Source organism: Acidovorax sp. sic0104 (genome assembly GCF_019219095.1).
Classification (GTDB): domain Bacteria; phylum Pseudomonadota; class Gammaproteobacteria; order Burkholderiales; family Burkholderiaceae_C; genus Acidovorax.
On sequence record NZ_JAHUWH010000016.1, the window covers coordinates 21,785 to 39,554 of the forward strand.

Genomic DNA, 17,770 nt, shown 5'->3' on the forward strand with positions numbered 1-17,770 from the left:
GAAGCACCTAGATCTCGGCGCCCTCGACGAGGAACTGCACCTTCCGCTCGCCCCGCCATTCATTCACATCCAGCCGAAACGCCAGCAGCACCCGCGCGGGGAGCTGCTCGGTATGGCCGAACCAGATCGCATCCACGGGATTGCCCTGGTGGATGAGCTTGATCGACAGGTGGTTCTTCGCCTCGCCCACCAGGCGCTGGCTCACGATCTGCACCTCCTCGCTGAACGTGGGGGGCAAAAAGCCTTGGCCCCAGACCTCGCGGTGCAGCGTGTCCACGATGTCGGCGCGGCAGTACTCGGGCGAGAGCGGGCCGTCCGTCTCGATGCGGCGGGTGAGGGTGGAGGCGTCGAGCCACTCCTGCGCCACCTGGGCCAGGGCCTGCTCGAAGGCCGCAAAGCCCTCTTCGGTCACGGTGCAGCCCGCGGCCATCGCATGGCCGCCGAACTTGAGGATCACGCCCGGGTGCCGCTTGGCCACCAGGTCCAGCGCGTCGCGCAGGTGAAAGCCGGGGATGGAGCGGCCCGAGCCCTTGAGCTCGTGCTCCTTGCCCGGCGCGCTGCTGGCCGCGAACACGAAGGTCGGGCGGTGCAGCTTGTCCTTGATGCGGCTGGCCACGATTCCCACCACGCCTTCGTGAAAATCCGGGTCGAACACGCTGATGGCGGGCGGCGGCTCCTCGCCGTTGTCGAACAGGCTCTCGGCCATCAGCATCGCCTGCTCGCGCATGCCGCCCTCGATCTCGCGCCGCTCGCGGTTGATGCCGTCCAGCGTGCTGGCCAGTTCGGCAGCGCGGCCGGCATCGTCCGTCAGCAGGCATTCGATGCCCAGCGTCATGTCGGCCAGGCGCCCCGCTGCGTTGATGCGCGGGCCCAGCGCAAAGCCGAAGTCGAACGTGGTGGCTGCGGGCGCCTTGCGGCCCGCCGCGTTGAACAGCGCGGCCACGCCGGCGGGCATCTGGCCGGCGCGGATGCGTTTCAAGCCCTGGGCGACCAGGCGGCGGTTGTTGGCATCGAGCCGGACCACGTCGGCCACGGTGCCCAGCGCCACCAGGGTGAGCAGCGGGTCGAGCTTGGGTTGTGTGGCCGCATCAAACACGCCCCGCGCCCGCAGCTCGGCCCGCAGGGCCAGCAGCACATAGAACATCACGCCCACGCCGGCGATGGATTTGCTCTCGAACGTGCAGCCGGGCTGGTTGGGGTTGACGATGGCGTCGGCCAGGGGCAGTTCGGGGCCGGGCAGGTGGTGGTCGGTGACGACCACCTGCAGACCCAGCGCCTTGGCCTCCGCCACGCCTTCCACGCTGGCGATGCCGTTGTCCACGGTGATCAGCACGTCGGCGCCGCGCTCCTTCACGCGGCGCGCGATGGGTGGGGTCAGGCCATAGCCGTCGGTCACGCGGTCGGGCACGAGGTAGTCCACATGCTGTGCGCCCAGCATGCGCAGGCCCCGCACGCCCACGGCGCAGGCGGTGGCGCCGTCGCAGTCGTAGTCGGCCACGATGATCAGGCGCTTGTGGTGCGCCATGGCGTCGGCCAACTGGCGTGCGGCGTCGTCGATGCCCTTCAGGCCGCTAGGCGGCAGCAGCCGGGCCAGGCCGTCGTCCAGCTCATCGCTGGCGCGCACGCCGCGCGCCGCATACAGGCGTGCAAGCAGCGGGTGCACTCCGGCCTGCTCCAGCGCCCAGGCGGCGCGGGGGGGAATGTCTCTTGCTACTATTTTCATAGCTGATGGCGCAGGTCCATGAAGCGGGAGGGCCTGAAAAGGCCTTGAATGCGCTGGGCGAGGCTGCGCGGGGCCGTGTGAAACGCCCGCACGCTGCGCTCGCCACACAGTGTGAGCTGAACGTGCGCGCCGGCCTCGGCCTGCCTCAGCAGATCGGCCACCGGGCCCGCGTCCAGCGCCGTGAAGGCCTGCGCCCAGGCACGCCAGTCCTCGCGCAGCGCCGCGTCGCGCAGCGTGGTGGGCATGGTGGGTGGCACGGCATCGGCATCCGGGGCGGGCTGGGGCAGCAACCCCGCGCCGTGCACCCAGAACGAGTTGACCACGGGCAGTCCGCGCGCCGTGCGCTCGTCGTTGAAGGCGTGGGTGTACAGCAGCATCTGCATCTCGCTGTGCAGGCGGTGCAGGGTGCGCGCGGCCGGCTCGGCCCGGGCGTCGGGCATCCAGGCGCGCACATCGCGCAGCAGCACGCGCTCCAGCGATGCGGTGGCGAGCTGGTCGAACAGCTCGCCATGGGCCAGCCAGCGGGTGGGCGTGTCGTAGTGCAGGGTGATGCCGTCCTCGGCAAACCACGGCGCCACGATGGCCAGCAGCGCGCGCGAAGCGGCCTCGTCCAGGCCCAGCAGTTCGGGGTCGCGCAGGGTGACGTGGTCGGTGGTGACCTGCCACTGGCAGGGCGTGAAGAAGGCCCACGCCTGGCCGCCGTCGGGCAGGCCCTGCTGGTGGCGGTGCCACGCAGCCCAGGGAATGCGGCCATCCTGGGCCGGCAGGCCCAGGGCGCGCGCCAGGGTGCGTTCGTGGGGTGGGGTGAAGCTGGTGTCCTCGCCGTTGTCGCTCGATGCGGGATGCAGGCTGAGCCGGGCCAGGAGCCGGTCCAGATGGGGCAAGGGGAGGTTCTGCAGGGCTTGCTGGCATCCCTCGGAGGCGCTCGCAGCGTAGGGGATCAGCAAATGGGTGGTGTCCGACATCCCCCTATTGTCCGGGATGCCACAATCTGCCCCGGCCCGGGCCCGGCATTCCGCTGGGGCACAAGGCCTTCTTTCCTCATCCATGAAAATCCCCTACGAACTGGCCCTGGGCTGGCGCTACACCCGCGCCGGCCGCGCCACGCGGCGCAACGGCTTCATCTCGTTCATCTCGGGCGTGTCCATGCTGGGCATTGCGCTCGGGGTGGCGGCGCTCATCATCGTGCTGTCGGTGATGAACGGCTTTCAAAAGGAAGTGCGCGACCGCATGCTCAGCGTGGTCTCGCACATCGAGATCTTCGCGCCCCAGGGCGCCGCGCTGCCCGACCCGGCGCGCACGCTGGCCGAGGCCAAGCAAAACCCCAACGTGGTGGGCGCTGCCCCCTTCGTGGCCGCGCAGGCCCTGCTGGCGCGGGGCGAGGACATGAAAGGCGCCCTGGTGCGCGGCATCGACCCCGCGCTGGAAGGCGCGGTGACCGACCTGGCCGCCACCAATGAAAAGACGCTCAATCTGTTGGTGCCCGGCGAATTCCGCGTGGTACTGGGCGGCGAGCTGGCCCGCGCGCTGGGCGTGCGGCCCGGCGACGTGGTGACGCTGATCGCCCCCGCAGGCCAGGTCACCCCTGCGGGCGTGGTGCCGCGCCTCAAGCAGATGACGGTGGCGGGCACGTTCGACTCGGGCCACTATGAATACGACTCGGCCCTGGTGTTGCTGCACCACGAGGACGCGCAGCGCATCTTCCGCCTGGAAGGCCCCACGGGCGTGCGCCTGAAGCTCAAGGACCTGCACCAGGCGCGCGAAGTGGCGCAGCAGCTGGCCGGCAGCCTGAGCGGCATGCTGCTGATCCGCGACTGGACGCAGCAGAACCGCACCTGGTTCGCGGCCGTGCAGCTCGAAAAGCGCATGATGTTCATCATCCTCACGCTCATCGTGGCGGTGGCCGCGTTCAACCTGGTCTCCACCCTGGTGATGACCGTGACCGACAAGCGTGCCGACATCGCCATTCTGCGCACGCTGGGCGCGAGCCCCCGCAGCATCATGGGCATCTTCGTGGTGCAGGGCGCCATGGTGGGCGTGATCGGCACGGCCGTGGGCCTGTTGCTGGGCCTCGGGATCGCGTTCAACATCGACGTGATCGTGCCCGCCATCGAGCGCGCACTGAACGCGAGCTTTCTGCCCAAGGACATCTATCTCATCAGCAAGATGCCCAGCGAGCCGCAGAGCAGCGACATCGTGCCCATCGGGCTCATCTCCCTGGTGCTGGCCTTCGTGGCCACGCTGTACCCCAGCTGGCGCGCCAGCCGTGTGAACCCTGCCGAGGCGCTGCGCTATGAGTGACGACAAGAACAACAACGGCAACGAACGCGGCCAGGCACATGGCGCGGTGGTGCTGGAAGCCAAGGGCCTGACCAAGCGCTTCACGGAAGGCCGGCTCGACGTGACGGTGCTGCACGGCGTGGACCTGCAGATCTGCGCGGGTGAAACCGTGGCCATCGTCGGGGCCTCCGGCTCGGGCAAAAGCACCTTGCTGCACCTGCTGGGCGGCCTGGATGCACCGACATCCGGAACGGTCCGCCTCCAGGGCGAGACGCTGTCATCGCTGTCGGCAGATCGCCAGGGCCAGCTGCGCAACCAGCACCTGGGCTTCATCTATCAGTTCCATCACCTGCTGCCCGAGTTCAGCGCTCTGGACAACGTGGCCATGCCGCTGCGCATCCGTCGCATGCCGTACGCCCAGTGCCAGCAGGAGGCCGAGCAGGTGCTGGAGGCCGTGGGTCTCAAGTCGCGCGTCCACCATCGCCCCGCCGAGCTGTCGGGCGGCGAGCGCCAGCGGGTCGCCATCGCCCGTGCGCTCGTGACCCGGCCCGCATGCGTGCTGGCCGATGAGCCCACGGGCAACCTGGACCGAAAGACCGCGGATTCGGTGTTCGAGCTGATGCTCAAGTTGGCGCGGGACCACGGCACCGCGTTTGTGATGGTGACCCATGACGAATCCCTGGCGGCACGCTGCGGGCGGGTGGTGAGGCTGGTGTCGGGCGTGCTCGGCGAGTGATTCGCTGGCGCTGCGAATGCCTGCCCCGGGGCGTTCGCGGCGGGCGTGCAGGCTGTTGGAGCTGCTGCGCCAAGTCCGCACCGGGGCTGGCGCTTCGGCCGCCAGCCCGATGCCGTCAGAACGGGTAGTGGCGGGCCGTGGTCTGCACCGTGATCCAGCGCAGTTCGGTGAACTCCCGCACGCCGGCCAGCCCGCCAAACCGCCCATACCCCGAGCTTTTCACGCCGCCGAACGGCATCTGCCCTTCGTCATGCACCGTGGGGCCGTTGACATGGCAGATGCCCGACTCGATGCGCGCCGCCACGTTCCAGGCCTTGGCCACGTCGCGGCTGAATACGGCGGAGGACAGGCCGAACTCGTTGTCGTTGGCGCAGGCGATCGCTTCCTCGACACCGTTCACGCGCACCACTGGCTTGACGGGGCCGAAGGACTCTTCGCGGTAGATGTCCATCTCGGCGGTCACGTGGTCGAGCACCGTGGCCTGCATCAGCGTGCTGTCGCTCTTGCCGCCGCAGACCAGCGTGGCGCCCTTGGCCAGCGCGTCGTCGATGAGCGCATTGCAGCGGTGCACCGTGGCCATGTCCACCACCGAGCCCAGCACCACAGGGCCCTTGCGCGGGTCGCCCAGGGGCAGGGCCTTGGCGCGCTCGCCGAGCTTGGCCACGAAGGCGTCGGCCACTGCGTTGTCCACGATGATGCGCTCGGTGGACATGCAGATCTGGCCCGAGTTGGCGAACGAGCCGAACACGGTGCCGGCCACGGCGGCGTCCAGGTCGGCATCATCCAGCACCAGCAGCGGAGCCTTGCCGCCGAGTTCCAGCACCACAGGTTTCAGGTACTTCGCGCAGGTCTGCGCAATGATGCGGCCCACCTTGGTGGAGCCCGTGAAGTTCACGCGGCGCACGGCCGGGTGGGCCACGATGGCCTCCACCACCGCACCAGCATCGGCCGGCGCATTGGTCACGAAGTTGACCACGCCCGGCGGCAGGCCAGCCTCCTGCAGGGCCTCGATGATCAGACCGTGCGTGGCGGGGCTGAGTTCCGAGCCCTTCAAGATGACCGTGTTGCCGCAGGCCAGCGGCGTGGCGATGGCGCGCACGCCGAGGATGATGGGCGCGTTCCATGGCGCTATGCCCAGCACCACGCCCGCGGCCTGGCGCACGCCCATGGCCAAGCTGCCCGGCACGTCGGACGGGATCACCTCGCCAGCAATCTGCGTGGTCAGGGCTGCGGCCTCCTGCAGCAGGCCGGCGGCCAGGTGCACGTTGAAGCCGGCCCACAGGCCCGAGGCCCCGGTCTCGGCCGCCATGGCGGCGGCAAAGGCCTCGCCCTTGGCTTCGAGCGCATGCGCGGCCTTGAGCAGCAGCGCGCGGCGCGCGTTGGGCCCCAGCGCCGACCAGGCGGGGAAGGCCTGGGCGGCGGCATCGGCAGCCGCCTTGGCGTCGGCCACCGTGGCAGCCGGCGCGGTGGTGGCCACGGAGCCGTCCAGCGGATTGCGGCGCTCGAAGGTGGCGCCGCCCGTGGCCTGCACGCGCTCGCCGTTGATCAGCATGGAAATGGCGGTCATTGGAAATAGTCTCCTGGGCAACAAGAAAGAAGGAAAGAAGAGGGCAATCAGGCTACGCCGAGGTAGGCCTGCCGGACTGCATCCGATTGCAGTAACGTCGACGCTTCGCCGGACGCGACGATGCGCCCGCGCTCCAGCACATAGCCCCGCTGCGCCACCTGCAGCGCCTTGCGCACGTTCTGCTCCACCATGAGCACGGTGACGCCCTGGGCCGCGATGCGCTGCACGATGGAGAGAAGCTCGTCCACCATGCGCGGCGCCAGGCCCAGCGATGGCTCGTCCAGCATCAACAGGCGCGGGCCGCTCATCATGGCGCGGGCCACGGCCACCATCTGCTGCTCGCCGCCGCTCATGGTGCCGGCCAGCTGCTGGGCGCGCTCCTTCAGGCGCGGAAAGTCCTCGAAGGCCTGGGCCAGGCGCTCGGCGCGCACGCGCGAGGGCACCAGCCAGCCACCGAGCTCCAGGTTCTCGGTCACCGTCATCTGCGGGAACAGCTGGCGCCCTTCGGCCACCAGGGCCAGGCCGCGCTGCACGCAGGCCGTCGCATTCATTGCGGGCACGGCCTGGCCATCCAGCAGTACTGTGCCCTGGCGCGGCAGCAGGCCCGCCAGCGCCTTGAGCAGCGTGGTCTTGCCCGCGCCGTTGGGGCCCACGATGACCGTGATGCCGGGCCTGGCCTCCAGCGACAGGTCCTGCAGCACCTGGAAGCCGTTGTAGCCCGTGGTCAGGCCCTGCACGGTGAGGTGTGCGCCGCTCATGCCGTGGCTCCTTCGCTGGTGGCCGTCATTTCATCGCCCAGGTAGGCCTCGATCACCTCCGGGTTGCGCACCACCTCGGCGGGCGTGCCGTCGGCGATCTTGCGGCCCTGGTGCAGCACCAGCACCCGCTCCACGTATTTCAGCAGGGTGGTCACGGCGTGCTCGATCCACACCACAGTGAGGCCCCAGTCGTCGCGCAGGCGGCGGATGCGCTGGGCCATGGCATTCACCTCGGCCTCGGTCAGGCCGGCGGCCACTTCGTCGAGCAGCAACAGGCGCGGGCGCGTGCCCAGCGCCATGCCGATCTCCAGCAGACGCTGCTGCGAGGGCGTCACGTCGGCGGCGGGGCGCTCGGCCAGGGCGGCCAGGCCCAGCATGGCCAGGATCTCGTCCTCGGTGCGCAGGCCCACGGGCCCCTGGCGGTGGCGTCCTGCGAACTGCATGCCGAAGCGCACGTTGTCGCGCACCGTCATGTCGGGGAACACGCGCGGCGTCTGGAAGGTGCGTGCAATGCCGTGCGCCGCATAGTGGTGCGGTCCCTTGCCGGTGAGGTTGTCGGTGCCGCTCACCAGCGTGCCCGAGGTGGGCGGCTGCACGCCCGAGATGGCGTTGAAGAAGGTGGTCTTGCCTGCGCCGTTGGGGCCGATGATGCCGATGAGTTCACCCGCCTGCAGCGTGGCGCTCACGCCGTCCACGGCGGTCAGGCCGCCAAAGCGCACCGTCACGGCGTCGATGGTCAGCAGGGTCTCAGCCATGGGCCGCCTCCTGCTGCGCTGTGGCAGTCCGCTTGCGCTGCCACAGCGTGGCCAGGCCATTGGGCAGGTACATCACGCACAAAATCAGCAGCAGGCCGAGAACCATCATGTAGCCATAGGGCAGCTGCAGGCGCAGCGTTTCTGCCAGCAGGCTGAACACGATGGCCGCCAGCACCGGCCCGCCGATGCTGGCCGCACCGCCGATCAGCGCGATCAGCACCGTCTGGAAGCCGATGAAGGGGCTGAACACGGCGGCGGGCTCGATGTAGGTCCAGCGCACGGCCATGGCCGCGCCCACGGCCCCCGCGAACGCGGCGGTGATGCCGAAGCCCGCGATCTTGGCAAGGCGCGTGTCCACGCCCAGGGTCTGGGCGCGCTGCTCGTCGGCGCCAATGCCCGAGAGCGCCAGGCCGAAGCGGCTGCGCTTGACGGCAATCGCGGTGGCGATGGCGCCTGAGGCGATCAGCAGCACCGTGAGGTACACCGTCTCGTTGCTGGGCACCACCGTGAGCACGCGGCCCACGGTGCCCGAGACCTGCTTCTCGACAAAGGTCACCGCGTGGCGGATCAGCTCCGTCATGCCGAAGGTCAGCACCGCGAAGTAGGTGCCGCGCAGGTGCAGCACCGCCGCCCCCATGACCACGGCCACCGCAGCGGCGATCAGTGCTCCCGCCACGATCACCAGCGGCCAGGGCAGCGTGCCCAGCAGTGTGGCACTGGCATACGCGCCGATGCCGAAGAAGGCCGAGGTGGCCAGCGACAGGTAGCGCGTGGCGCCGCAGAACAGCGACCAGTTGGTGGCCAGCGCGATGTACATCAGGCAGCTGAGCAGCACCGAGGCCGCGAATTCGGACACCAGCCAGGGCAGGGTGCCGACCACGGCCGTGCCCGCCGCGAGCGCGAGCCAGGGCTTGTTGGAATGGAAGGATTTCATTTCTTGGAAAAGAGGCCGTTGGGGCGCCAGATCAGCACGCCGATAAACACCGCATAGCTCAGCAGCATCTTGAGAGACGGGCTGCTGAAGTGCATGCCCAGGGCTTCGACCACGCCCAGCAGCAATCCGCCGGCCAGGCTGCCCGCGAGGCTGCCGAAGCCGCCCAGCGTGATGACGATCAGCGCCGTCACGGTGTAGGGCTCGCCCATGGAGGGCGAGATCTCGTAGGTCATCGACAGCAGCGCTCCCGCCACGCCCGACAGGCCGAGGCCGATGCCGAACATCATGGGGTGCAGGCGCCGGGTGTTGATGCCCACCAGCTGCGCCCCGGTGGGCGACTGCATCAGTGCCCGCACGGCCTTGCCCAGCAGGGTCAGCTTGAGCAGCGCGATCAGCGCGGCCGACAGGGCCAGCGCCACGCCGAACAGCACCAGCTTGTTCTCGGTGAAGCGCATGCCCGCCACCTGTATCGGGTCGGCCAGATATTCGTAGCCGCGCAGGTCGCCGCCCCAGATCACCAGGGCGGTGTTCTGCACCAGGAACATCAGGCCGAAGCCCACCATCAGGCTGCGCGCCTCGAACACGTCCACGTTCGGTGCGCGCGCTGCCAGGCGCTTGAAGCACAGCGCATGCACCACCACGCCCAGCACGAACAGCGCGATGAAGGCGATGGGCATCAGCAGCAGGGGCGACCAGCCCCACGCCGTGTGCGCCCACCAGGTGATGAAGGCGCCGAGCATCAAAAACTCGCCATGCGAGATGTTCATGATGCGCATCAGCCCGTACTGCAGGTTCAGGCCCATGGCCACCAGCGCATAGATGCCGCCGGTAATGAGGCCACTGGCGACCAGTTCGGCCCAGGAGGTCAGGGACATTCCGTGTTACTTCCAGGCAGGCTTGTTGGTGTTGAGCTGTGCTGTGGCGCGATCCTTCGGCCAGACCACCTCGAAGTCGCTGCCCTGCCACTGGCTCACGGTGCCGGGGATGGACGCGTTCTCGCTGCCCGCAAAGCGGATGCCGCCCAGAATGGTCTTGAATTCGTTCCTGGCGATGTGCTCGCGCAGCGCCTTGCGGTCCAGGCCCGCCTTCTCCACGGCCTGCTGCAGGATCTGCAGGCCCGCCCAGGCATGGCCGCTGGCCCAGCGGTCGGGCTCCTTGTTGAACTTCTTCACGTGGGCGTCGAAGTACGCCTTGGCCTCGGGGCTGGTCTTCACGCTCCACGATCCCATGCCGATCACACCCTCGGTGTTGGCCTGCATCACGTTCTTGTAGAGCTGGAAGGCCGTGCCCACCGAGGCGTAGAAGAACTTGGGGTTCAGCCCCACCTCGCGCGCCTGGCGGCTGGCCAGGATGGTGTCGGGCGGGTAGGTGATGCCGATGAAGGCGTCGGGGTTCAGGTCCTTGATGCCGCGCAGCACGGGCGCCAGGTCCTTCACGCCCAGCGGGTAGCTCTTCCTCTCCACCACCTGGATGCTGGTCTTCTTGAGCGCGTTGTTCAGCGCCGCGAAGTTCTCAAGGCCAAACAGGTCGTCCATGTAGACGATGGCGACCGACTTCACGCCGTTGGCCACCAGCATGTCCACCAGCGCGCCCATCATCTTGTCGGGCTGCTGCAAGAGCGAGAAGAAGTAGGGCAGGTTCATGTCGATCAGCTTGCGCGACAGCGCCGTGGGCGCCAGGAGCGGGTAGCCGAAGCGGTTGGCCAGCGGCGCGATGGCGAAATTGGCGCCCGAGCCCCAGGGCGGCAGGATCAGGTCCACCTTGTCGCTGCCCATGAGCTTTTCGAAGGTGCGCACGCAGGTCTCGGTCTCGCTGCGGTCGTCGTAGCCGATGAGCTCGATGGGCCGCTTGGCGCCCTTGACGGACAGGCCTCCCGCCGCATTCACCTGTTCGGCCCACAGCAGGTAGTTGGGCTCCTGGCTGACCTGGGCGCCCGCAGCCCAGGGGCCCGTGCGGGCGATCGCGTAGCCGATGCGCACGGGGCCCGACTGGGCCAGCAGTTGCGGCGCCACGGCCAGCGCGCCCACGGTGGCGGCGGCCCCCTTGATCCATTGGCGCTTGGAGGGTTGGTGGTGCTTTGTCATTGTGTGTCTCCACGGATGGGAGGCCCGCGCAGCGCAGGCCGTACCGGGATCGTAGGAAGACACCGGCCTGCACGCTGCGCTCTGCGTGCACAAAAGCCTTGTCCGAGCGTGCACGGTGCAGGGGGTTTACCCGGATTTCCGCACCCGCCGCAGGAATAGGGCTGCGGTCGATAATCCAGCCAGAGACAGGCGGCACCGTCTGCATGACGACTGGAGACACCCATGGCCCACCCTCTGACCGAGGTATCGACCGACACCGTGCCACCGCGCGACCGCCTGCACCTGTGGGGCGACGCGGTGTGGCGCCTCATTGGCGGGCTGGAGTCCGATGCCTTCGGCGACGAGGCCTTCGCGGGCCACATCACCTCGGGCCAGGCAGGCTACGTCAACCTGTGCCAGCTGGACGTGAGCCGCCACCGCGTGGTGCGCACCCCCAGCCTCATCCGCAGCAGCGACCGGGCCTACATCAAGGTGGTGGCGCAGCTCGAAGGGCGCGCCTGCTTCGAGCAGAACGGCCGCCAGGTGTGGCTGTCGCCCGGCGAATGGAGCGTGTACGACACCACGCGCGCCTACGCCGTGAGCAACCCCGAGGCCGTGCGCCAGATGGTGCTGATGATCCCCAAGGAGCAACTGCCCGAGCGCAAGCTCAAGCTCGATGACCTGATGGTGCAGCGGTTTTCAGGCACCACGGGCGTGTCGCGCCTGGCGTGGGACACCATGCGCGCGGCGTTCACCGAACTGCCCAGCATGTCCGACGCCGCTGCCGACGGCGTGGCCGACGTGATCACGCACCTGGTGCAGCTGTCGCTGCTGGAGCGCAACGGCCAGCACAGCGCCGTGTCGCAGCGCGAAGCCCTGCGCGACCGCATCGGCCAATTCATCGACCGCCACCTCGCAGACCCTGATCTCACCATCGACCGCATGGCCCAGGCGCTCAACTGCAGCAAGCGCCACCTGTACAACGCGGTGGCCGACGATGAGGAAACGCTGGCCGCCATGATCCAGCGGCGGCGCCTGGAGGCCTGCCTGCGCGACCTGCGCAGCAGTGCGCAGGCGCAGCGCTCGGTCACGGACATCGCGCTGTCCTGGGGCTTTGCGAGCAGCGCGCATTTCAGCCGCGTGTTCCGCGCGCAGGTGGGATGCAGCCCCAGCGAGTACCGCACGCGGGCGAGTGCGCCGGCGCTGGCGCACTGAGGAGCGGGTGTGCCCGCAGGCCGCGGTGCAGGCCTGGCAGCCGATTTTTACAATGAAAAACGCCCCTGCCGCTCGCGGCAAGGGCGTCTCAAGCTATTGAATCAATAGCAAAACTGCTGTCTGAAGACGACCCGCCCAGAGCGGACGGATGCGTTCTCCAAGCAGGTGCTTTACTGAATGCTCAGCTGCGTGGCCCGGCTCACGGGCTCCAGGCGGGCCAGCGTGAGGGTCAGCACGCCGTTTTCCAGCCTGGCGCTGCTGTTGGCCACGTCGATTTCAGTGGCCAGCTCCCAGGCGCGCTGCACCTGGCGGGGCGCGCCTTCCACGCTGTGCAGGCGGACCTGGTTGCCTTCGATCTGAATGGACAGCTGCTCGCGCGCCAGGCCGGGCACATCGAGCTGCAAGGTGGTGGTCTTCTCGTCCTGGGTCACGCTCACGCCAGCGGAGCCGGCAGGGGCGGCATTGGCAAAGCTGCCCAGCAAAAAGCGCTGCAGCGCCAGGTCTGCGGAGCGGGGTGCGTTGAAGGCGGAACGGCGGGCGACGGGGGCGAAGATCATGGAAGGTACTCCTTTACACTGCGCGGCTCTCGACGTGGTCGCCGCATGGACAGGAGTTATGTACGGCCGCATCGCTTTTCAAGGGAAAAAGTGGCATGAATAAATTGCGATCCGGGGGCTTGAAAACAGGCGCCAAGGCACTACGTCCTACGGTTTTTGCGGCGCTTCTCGGCATGGCGGGTGCCTTGTTTTCAATGGCACCAGCGGCTGCGCAAAGTGCGAATCCTGCAGCAGCCAGCGCGCCGGCCAAGCCGGTCAAGGTGGCCCTCATCGAAAGCCTCTCGGGCGCGTTTGCCAACACCGGCGAGGCCGTCTACCGCAACGTGTACTGGGCCATGGAGCGCGTGAATGCGCGCGGCGGCGTGCAGCTGCCCGCCAGCAGCGGCGGCCCCCGTCCGCTGGCGCTGGAGCGCTACGACAGCAAGGGCCAGAACGAAGAGGCGCTCTCTGCGCTGCGCGCCGCCATCGACGACGGCGCGCAGGTCATCCTGCAGGGCAACTCGTCGGCCACCGCAGCGGTGCTGATCGAGGCCATCAACAAGCACAACGAGCGCGAGCCGAACAAGCGCGTGATCTTCCTGAACTACTCGGCGGTGGACCCCATCCTCACCAACGAGAAATGCAGCTTCTGGCACTTCCGCTTCGATGCCCATGCCGACATGCGCATGGCCGCGCTCATGGAGGTCATGCGCGAGGACAAGGCTCTTAAGAGCGTCTACCTCATCGGCCAGGACTACAGCTTCGGCCAGGCCGTGCTTCGCGAGGCGAAAAAGCAGCTGGCCGCCCAGCGCCCCGATGTGGCCGTGGTGGGCGACGAGCTGCACCCCATCGGCCGCGTGAAGGACTTCGCGCCCTATGCGGTCAAGATCAAGACCAGCGGCGCGCAGGCCGTGGTCACCGGCAACTGGGGCAACGACCTCACGCTGCTGGTGAAGGCTGCGCGCGAGGTGGGCTACGAAGGCAGCTTCTACACCTTCTACGGCAACGCACTGGGTGCGCCCGCCGCCATCGGCGATGCAGGCATCGGCAAGGTGGTCGCGGTGGCCGACTGGCTGCCCAACGTGCCGGGCGCGCAGAGCGAGGCGTTCTACCAGTCGTTCCGCACGCGTTTCCCGAAACCGCAGGACGACTATGTGCACATGCGCATGCAGCTCATGGTCGAGGCGCTGGCCCAGTCGATCGAGCGCGCGGGCAGCACCGATGTCGTGGCCATCGCACGCCAGATGGAGGGCGCCAACGTGCAGCTCTCCGGCCAGGGCGGCAGCATGCGCGCGGCGGACCACCAGTTCCAGCAGGCGCTGGTGGTGGGCGTGATGGACAGGAAGGGCGCACCGGGCGTGAAGTTCGACGTCGAAGGCTCGGGCTACGGCTTTCGCGTAGTGAGGCAGATTGCCGCCGCCAAGGCCCAGCAGCCTCACAGCTGTGCAATGCAGCGTCCCTGACGCGCGACTTGGGGATGTGCGGCCCAGCGCGCGCCGCATATCGATATGAAAAGTTAGCGCAACCGGTGGAGGCCCCCGGGCCACAGAATTTGCCGCATCGATCACTCATGCGCGATTCGCTGCCTCCACCGTGTCCTACGCCCTTTCCCTGCTCGACAAAAGTCCCATCCCCGACGGGGCCACGGCGGCCGAGGCGCTGCAGCGCACCGTAGCGCTGGCCCAGCGCGCCGAGCAACTGGGCTACCGACGCTTCTGGGTGGCGGAGCACCATGGCAACCCGGGCCTGGCCGGCTCGGCGCCCGAGGTGCTGGTGGCGCATCTGCTGGCGCGCACCTCGCGCATCCGCATCGGCTCGGGCGGCGTGATGCTGCAGCACTACAGCCCTTTCAAGGTGGCCGAGGCTTTCAAGGTGCTCGCCTCGCTGGCGCCCGGCCGCGTGGACCTGGGCGTGGGCAAGGCGCCCGGCGGCCTGCCGCTGTCCACGCGGGCGCTGCAGGCGCTGCACGACAAATCCAGGCCGTCCGATTTCAGCGCGCGCTTTGCGGAGCTGGACGCCTTCCTGCACGGCACGCTGGACCCGGACCACGCGCTGGCGGGCGCCGTGGCCTACCCCGCACCGCCCAGCCTGCCCGAGCGCCATCTGCTCGGCGGCAGCCCCGACAGCGCTGTGCTGGCGGCGCGCCACGGCTGGCATTTCACGTACGCGGGCCATTTCAACGGCGACCCCGTCAACATCGAGCGCACGGTGCGCGTGTACCGCGAAGCCGCTGGCCGGGCCCCGTCGCTGGCGCTCTATGCGCTGGTGGCCCCCACGCAGGCCGAGGCCGAAAGCCTGGTGGGTGCCTTGCGCGTCTTCAAGCTGCATTTGTCCACCGGACAGAGCGTGAACCTGCCCAGCGCGCAGGCGGCCGCGGAGTTCGCGCGCCAGGCCGGCGTGGCGGATTACCGGCTCGAAGAAACCCGGCCCCACGTGATCGCCGGCTCGCCCGAGCATGTGCGCGAGCAGCTCGATGTGCTCAGCGAGCGCTACGGCATCGAGGAGTTCGTGGTCGACACGCCCGTCACGGGCTTTGCCGAGCGGCTGGCGTCGGTCGAACTGCTGGCCGGTGCCTACGCCACCGCCGAGGTCTGAGCTGCCGGGCGCGGCCATTACTTTCCCTGGAAAAGACACCATGAGCTACACCCCATCCCCCATCCGTTTCGGCGTCATGCTGCATGGCGCAGGCGGCCACATGAATTCGTGGAAGCACCCCGCAGGCCCTGCGGACGCGAGCGTCAACCTCGACTTTTACATCGAGACCACGAAGAAGGCCGAGGCCCATGGCATTGCCTTCGCCTTCGTCGCCGACGGGCTGTTCATCAACGAGAAGTCCATCCCGCACTTCCTGAACCGCTTCGAGCCCATCTCCATCCTGTCGGCGCTCGCCGTGGCGACGTCGAAGATCGGGCTGGCGGGCACCATCTCCACCTCGTACAGCGAGCCTTTCACGGTGGCGCGGCAGTTCGCTTCGCTGGACCTCATCAGCAAGGGGCGCGCAGGCTGGAACGTGGTGACCACGCCGCTGGAGGGCACGGCCAGCAACTACAGCCGCAACCACCCCGAGCATGCGCTGCGCTACGAGATCGCCGACGAGTACCTGCAGGTGACGCAGGGCCTGTGGGACAGCTGGGACGAAGACGCCGTGGTGCGCAACCGCGCCACTGGCCAGTTCTTCGACCCGGCGAAGCTGCACACGCTGAACCACAAGGGCCGCTTCTTCCAGGTGGCGGGGCCGCTCAACATCGGCCGGTCGCCGCAGGGGCAGCCGGTGATCTTCCAGGCCGGGTCATCCGACGCAGGCATCGGACTGGCAGGCAAGTACGCCGATGCGGTGTTCACCCACTCGCCCTCGGTCGATGAGACGCGCAGCTTTCTGCGCAAGGTCAAGGCCAGCGCCGTGGTGCACGGCCGGCAGGCCGACGATGTGAAGATATTCCCCGGCATCGGCCCCGTGGTGGGCGCCACGCAGGAAGAGGCGGAGGCCAAGTACCAGGCCATCCGCGAGCTGCTCACGGTCGATGAAGCGCTGGCCTACCTGGGCCGCTACTTCGACCACCACGACTTCAGCCAGTACCCGCTCGACGAACCCTTCCCGGAGCTGGGCGAGATCGGCCGCAACAGCTTTCGCTCCACCACCGACCGCATCAAGGCCGACGCCAAGGCGCGCGGCCTGACCCTGCGCGAAGTGGCGCTGGAGGCCGCCACGCCGCGCTCGCAGTTCGTGGGCACCGGCGAGCGCGTGGCCGACGAGATCATCCGCTGGGTGGACGCAGGCGCGGCCGATGGCTTCATCCTGGGCTTCCCCGTGCTGTCGCAGGGGCTGGATGATTTCATCACCCACGTGATCCCGGTGCTGGAGGCGCGGGGCCGCTACCAGCGCACGCTGCCGGGCCACACCCTGCGCGACCACCTGGGACTGCCGCGCAAGGCCAGCCGGTACGCGCAGGTCGCGGCTGACGCAGGCAAGACGCCTGAGAAGAAGGTCGCGTGATGGGAGCGGCATTGCCGACAGCGGCTCCAGAGCAGGACGTGCAGCGCGTGAAATGTGTGGAAGAGGGCATTGCGGCCTTCATCGGCGAGTTCCAGGCATTGCGCCGGGACCTGCACCAGCACCCCGAGCTGTCGTTCCAGGAGCACCGCACCTCGGCCATTGTGGCCGAGCGCCTGGGGTCCTGGGGCTACGCGGTGACCACCGGCATCGCGGGCACGGGGGTGGTGGGCACGCTGCGCAAAGGGCAGGGTACCAAGGCCCTGGGCATCCGTGCCGACATGGACGCACTGCCCATCACCGAGGCCACGGGCCTGCCCTATGCCAGCCGGAACGCCGGGGTGATGCACGCCTGCGGGCACGACGGGCACACCACAGTGCTGCTGGCCGCCGCGCGTTTCCTGGCCGAGTCGGGCCGTTTTGATGGCACGCTGAACCTGATCTTCCAGCCCGCCGAGGAGAACGGCGGCGGTGCACAGCACATGATCGGCGAGGGCCTGTTCGAGCGCTTTCCGTGCGACGCGGTGTTCGGCCTTCACAACTGGCCCTGCGTGGGCGCGGGGCACTTCGGCTGCGTGACGGGGCCTGCCATGGCCTCGGTCGACCAGATCACCATCACCGTGCGCGGCAAGGGCGGCCACGGCGCGGCGCCGCACGAAACGGTGGACCCGGTGGTCGCCAGCGCGCACATCATCACCGCGCTGCAGACGGTGGTCTCGCGCAATGTCGATCCGCTCGACATGGGCGTGGTCACGGTGGGCTCCATCCACGGCGGCAACGCGCCCAACGTGGTGCCCGAGAGCGTGGAGCTCAAGCTCACGGCCCGCGCCTTCAAGCCCGAGGTGCGCGAGGTGCTCAAGGAGCGCATTCCGGCCATCGCCCGCGCGCAGGCCGAGAGCTTCGGCGCCACGGCCGATGTGTTGTACCGGCCCGGCTATCCGGCGGTGCTCAACCACGATGCCGAGACGCAGCTGGCGCGCAGTGTGGCCATCGACACCTTCGGCGCCGCGCGCGTGGACGCCGGGTTTCGCCCGCGCACGGCCAGCGAGGACTTCGCGTTCATGCTGCTCAAGCGCCCCGGCAGCTACGTGTTCGTGGGCAATGGCGATGGCGCATCGCTGCACAGCCCGTACTACGACTTCAACGACGCCATCCTGGCGCCATCGGCCACGTACTGGGTGCGGCTGGCCGAGCGGTTTCTCGCTTGACCCG

The 17,770-nt window shown here is 68.7% G+C and carries 16 protein-coding genes; 7 read left to right on the plus strand and 9 right to left on the minus strand.

The features are described from left to right. Window positions 1-7: 7 nt before the first annotated feature. Together recJ and KW835_RS21165 are read right to left on the minus strand one after the other, a co-directional pair. Window positions 8-1,723 (minus strand): single-stranded-DNA-specific exonuclease RecJ, encoded by a 1,716-nt coding sequence (gene recJ / locus KW835_RS21160; RefSeq protein ID WP_218386081.1) that lies wholly within the window; start codon window positions 1,721-1,723, stop codon window positions 8-10. Next, window positions 1,720-2,688, minus strand: a complete 969-nt coding sequence (locus KW835_RS21165; RefSeq protein WP_218386084.1) for a phosphoglycerate mutase — start codon at window positions 2,686-2,688, stop codon at window positions 1,720-1,722. The genes recJ and KW835_RS21165 overlap by 4 nt, the downstream gene beginning before the upstream one ends. Before the next feature lie 82 nt (window positions 2,689-2,770). On the opposite strand from KW835_RS21165, the gene KW835_RS21170 reads away from it, so the two are divergent. Then, a complete protein-coding gene (locus KW835_RS21170) occupies window positions 2,771-4,024 on the plus strand; it encodes a lipoprotein-releasing ABC transporter permease subunit (protein WP_218386086.1) in 1,254 nt (417 codons plus the stop codon). Further along, window positions 4,017-4,739 carry a lipoprotein-releasing ABC transporter ATP-binding protein LolD gene (gene lolD / locus KW835_RS21175; RefSeq protein WP_218386089.1) on the plus strand — a complete coding sequence of 241 codons (723 nt, stop codon included), beginning with the start codon at window positions 4,017-4,019 and terminating at the stop codon, window positions 4,737-4,739. The genes KW835_RS21170 and lolD overlap by 8 nt, the downstream gene beginning before the upstream one ends. Before the next feature lie 115 nt (window positions 4,740-4,854). On the opposite strand, the gene KW835_RS21180 is transcribed toward lolD, so the two are convergent. The 6 genes from KW835_RS21180 to KW835_RS21205 are packed head-to-tail and all read right to left on the minus strand — an operon-like array spanning window position 4,855 to window position 10,837. After that, window positions 4,855-6,306, minus strand: a complete 1,452-nt coding sequence (locus tag KW835_RS21180) for an aldehyde dehydrogenase (protein ID WP_218386090.1) — start codon at window positions 6,304-6,306, stop codon at window positions 4,855-4,857. Window positions 6,307-6,353: 47 nt separating this feature from the next. Further along, the gene (locus tag KW835_RS21185) at window positions 6,354-7,064 is read right to left on the minus strand and encodes an ABC transporter ATP-binding protein (RefSeq protein WP_218386092.1); all 711 of its coding nucleotides are present in this window, start codon (window positions 7,062-7,064) and stop codon (window positions 6,354-6,356) included. Next, a complete protein-coding gene (locus tag KW835_RS21190; protein ID WP_218386094.1) occupies window positions 7,061-7,819 on the minus strand; it encodes an ABC transporter ATP-binding protein in 759 nt (252 codons plus the stop codon). Before KW835_RS21190 ends, KW835_RS21185 begins: the two co-directional genes overlap by 4 nt. Next, window positions 7,812-8,753 (minus strand): branched-chain amino acid ABC transporter permease, encoded by a 942-nt coding sequence (locus tag KW835_RS21195; protein ID WP_218386096.1) that lies wholly within the window; start codon window positions 8,751-8,753, stop codon window positions 7,812-7,814. Before KW835_RS21195 ends, KW835_RS21190 begins: the two co-directional genes overlap by 8 nt. After that, window positions 8,750-9,628: a branched-chain amino acid ABC transporter permease gene (locus KW835_RS21200; protein WP_218386097.1), complete on the minus strand. Its 879-nt coding sequence runs from the start codon at window positions 9,626-9,628 to the stop codon at window positions 8,750-8,752. Before KW835_RS21200 ends, KW835_RS21195 begins: the two co-directional genes overlap by 4 nt. Window positions 9,629-9,634: 6 nt before the next feature. After that, window positions 9,635-10,837 (minus strand): amino acid ABC transporter substrate-binding protein, encoded by a 1,203-nt coding sequence (locus tag KW835_RS21205; protein WP_218386099.1) that lies wholly within the window; start codon window positions 10,835-10,837, stop codon window positions 9,635-9,637. A 222-nt stretch (window positions 10,838-11,059) separates the two neighbouring features. On the opposite strand from KW835_RS21205, the gene KW835_RS21210 reads away from it, so the two are divergent. Then, complete coding sequence (locus tag KW835_RS21210; protein WP_218386100.1) at window positions 11,060-12,031, plus strand: helix-turn-helix domain-containing protein; 972 nt, start codon at window positions 11,060-11,062, stop codon at window positions 12,029-12,031. A gap of 170 nt (window positions 12,032-12,201) precedes the next feature. On the opposite strand, the gene KW835_RS21215 is transcribed toward KW835_RS21210, so the two are convergent. Then, window positions 12,202-12,588 (minus strand): Hsp20/alpha crystallin family protein, encoded by a 387-nt coding sequence (locus tag KW835_RS21215; RefSeq protein ID WP_218386102.1) that lies wholly within the window; start codon window positions 12,586-12,588, stop codon window positions 12,202-12,204. Window positions 12,589-12,683: 95 nt separating this feature from the next. Here KW835_RS21215 and KW835_RS21220 point away from each other — a divergent pair, with 95 nt between their 5' ends. From KW835_RS21220 to KW835_RS21235, 4 genes are all read left to right on the plus strand, one after another. Continuing rightward, a complete protein-coding gene (locus KW835_RS21220; RefSeq protein ID WP_218386103.1) occupies window positions 12,684-14,030 on the plus strand; it encodes a branched-chain amino acid ABC transporter substrate-binding protein in 1,347 nt (448 codons plus the stop codon). Window positions 14,031-14,160: 130 nt separating this feature from the next. Continuing rightward, complete coding sequence (locus KW835_RS21225; protein ID WP_218386104.1) at window positions 14,161-15,162, plus strand: LLM class flavin-dependent oxidoreductase; 1,002 nt, start codon at window positions 14,161-14,163, stop codon at window positions 15,160-15,162. A gap of 40 nt (window positions 15,163-15,202) precedes the next feature. Continuing rightward, window positions 15,203-16,561, plus strand: a complete 1,359-nt coding sequence (locus KW835_RS21230; RefSeq protein WP_218386106.1) for an LLM class flavin-dependent oxidoreductase — start codon at window positions 15,203-15,205, stop codon at window positions 16,559-16,561. Then, the gene (locus KW835_RS21235) at window positions 16,561-17,766 is read left to right on the plus strand and encodes a M20 aminoacylase family protein (protein ID WP_218386107.1); all 1,206 of its coding nucleotides are present in this window, start codon (window positions 16,561-16,563) and stop codon (window positions 17,764-17,766) included. The genes KW835_RS21230 and KW835_RS21235 overlap by 1 nt, the downstream gene beginning before the upstream one ends. The last annotated feature ends 4 nt before the right edge of the window (window positions 17,767-17,770 follow it).

Bases quoted from the DNA above. Each gene is read 5' to 3' on its own strand.
- KW835_RS21200 (WP_218386097.1), bottom strand. From the start codon at position 9,628: ATGTCCCTGACCTCCTGGGCCGAACTGGTCGCCAGTGGCCTCATTACC.
- KW835_RS21205 (WP_218386099.1), bottom strand. From the start codon at position 10,837: ATGACAAAGCACCACCAACCCTCCAAGCGCCAATGGATCAAGGGGGCC.
- KW835_RS21235 (WP_218386107.1), top strand. From the start codon at position 16,561: ATGGGAGCGGCATTGCCGACAGCGGCTCCAGAGCAGGACGTGCAGCGC.
- KW835_RS21230 (WP_218386106.1), top strand. From the start codon at position 15,203: ATGAGCTACACCCCATCCCCCATCCGTTTCGGCGTCATGCTGCATGGC.
- KW835_RS21180 (WP_218386090.1), bottom strand. From the start codon at position 6,306: ATGACCGCCATTTCCATGCTGATCAACGGCGAGCGCGTGCAGGCCACG.
- lolD (WP_218386089.1), top strand. From the start codon at position 4,017: ATGAGTGACGACAAGAACAACAACGGCAACGAACGCGGCCAGGCACAT.
- KW835_RS21185 (WP_218386092.1), bottom strand. From the start codon at position 7,064: ATGAGCGGCGCACACCTCACCGTGCAGGGCCTGACCACGGGCTACAAC.
- KW835_RS21165 (WP_218386084.1), bottom strand. From the start codon at position 2,688: ATGTCGGACACCACCCATTTGCTGATCCCCTACGCTGCGAGCGCCTCC.
- KW835_RS21195 (WP_218386096.1), bottom strand. From the start codon at position 8,753: ATGAAATCCTTCCATTCCAACAAGCCCTGGCTCGCGCTCGCGGCGGGC.
- KW835_RS21210 (WP_218386100.1), top strand. From the start codon at position 11,060: ATGGCCCACCCTCTGACCGAGGTATCGACCGACACCGTGCCACCGCGC.
- KW835_RS21170 (WP_218386086.1), top strand. From the start codon at position 2,771: ATGAAAATCCCCTACGAACTGGCCCTGGGCTGGCGCTACACCCGCGCC.
- recJ (WP_218386081.1), bottom strand. From the start codon at position 1,723: ATGAAAATAGTAGCAAGAGACATTCCCCCCCGCGCCGCCTGGGCGCTG.
- KW835_RS21220 (WP_218386103.1), top strand. From the start codon at position 12,684: ATGAATAAATTGCGATCCGGGGGCTTGAAAACAGGCGCCAAGGCACTA.
- KW835_RS21190 (WP_218386094.1), bottom strand. From the start codon at position 7,819: ATGGCTGAGACCCTGCTGACCATCGACGCCGTGACGGTGCGCTTTGGC.
- KW835_RS21215 (WP_218386102.1), bottom strand. From the start codon at position 12,588: ATGATCTTCGCCCCCGTCGCCCGCCGTTCCGCCTTCAACGCACCCCGC.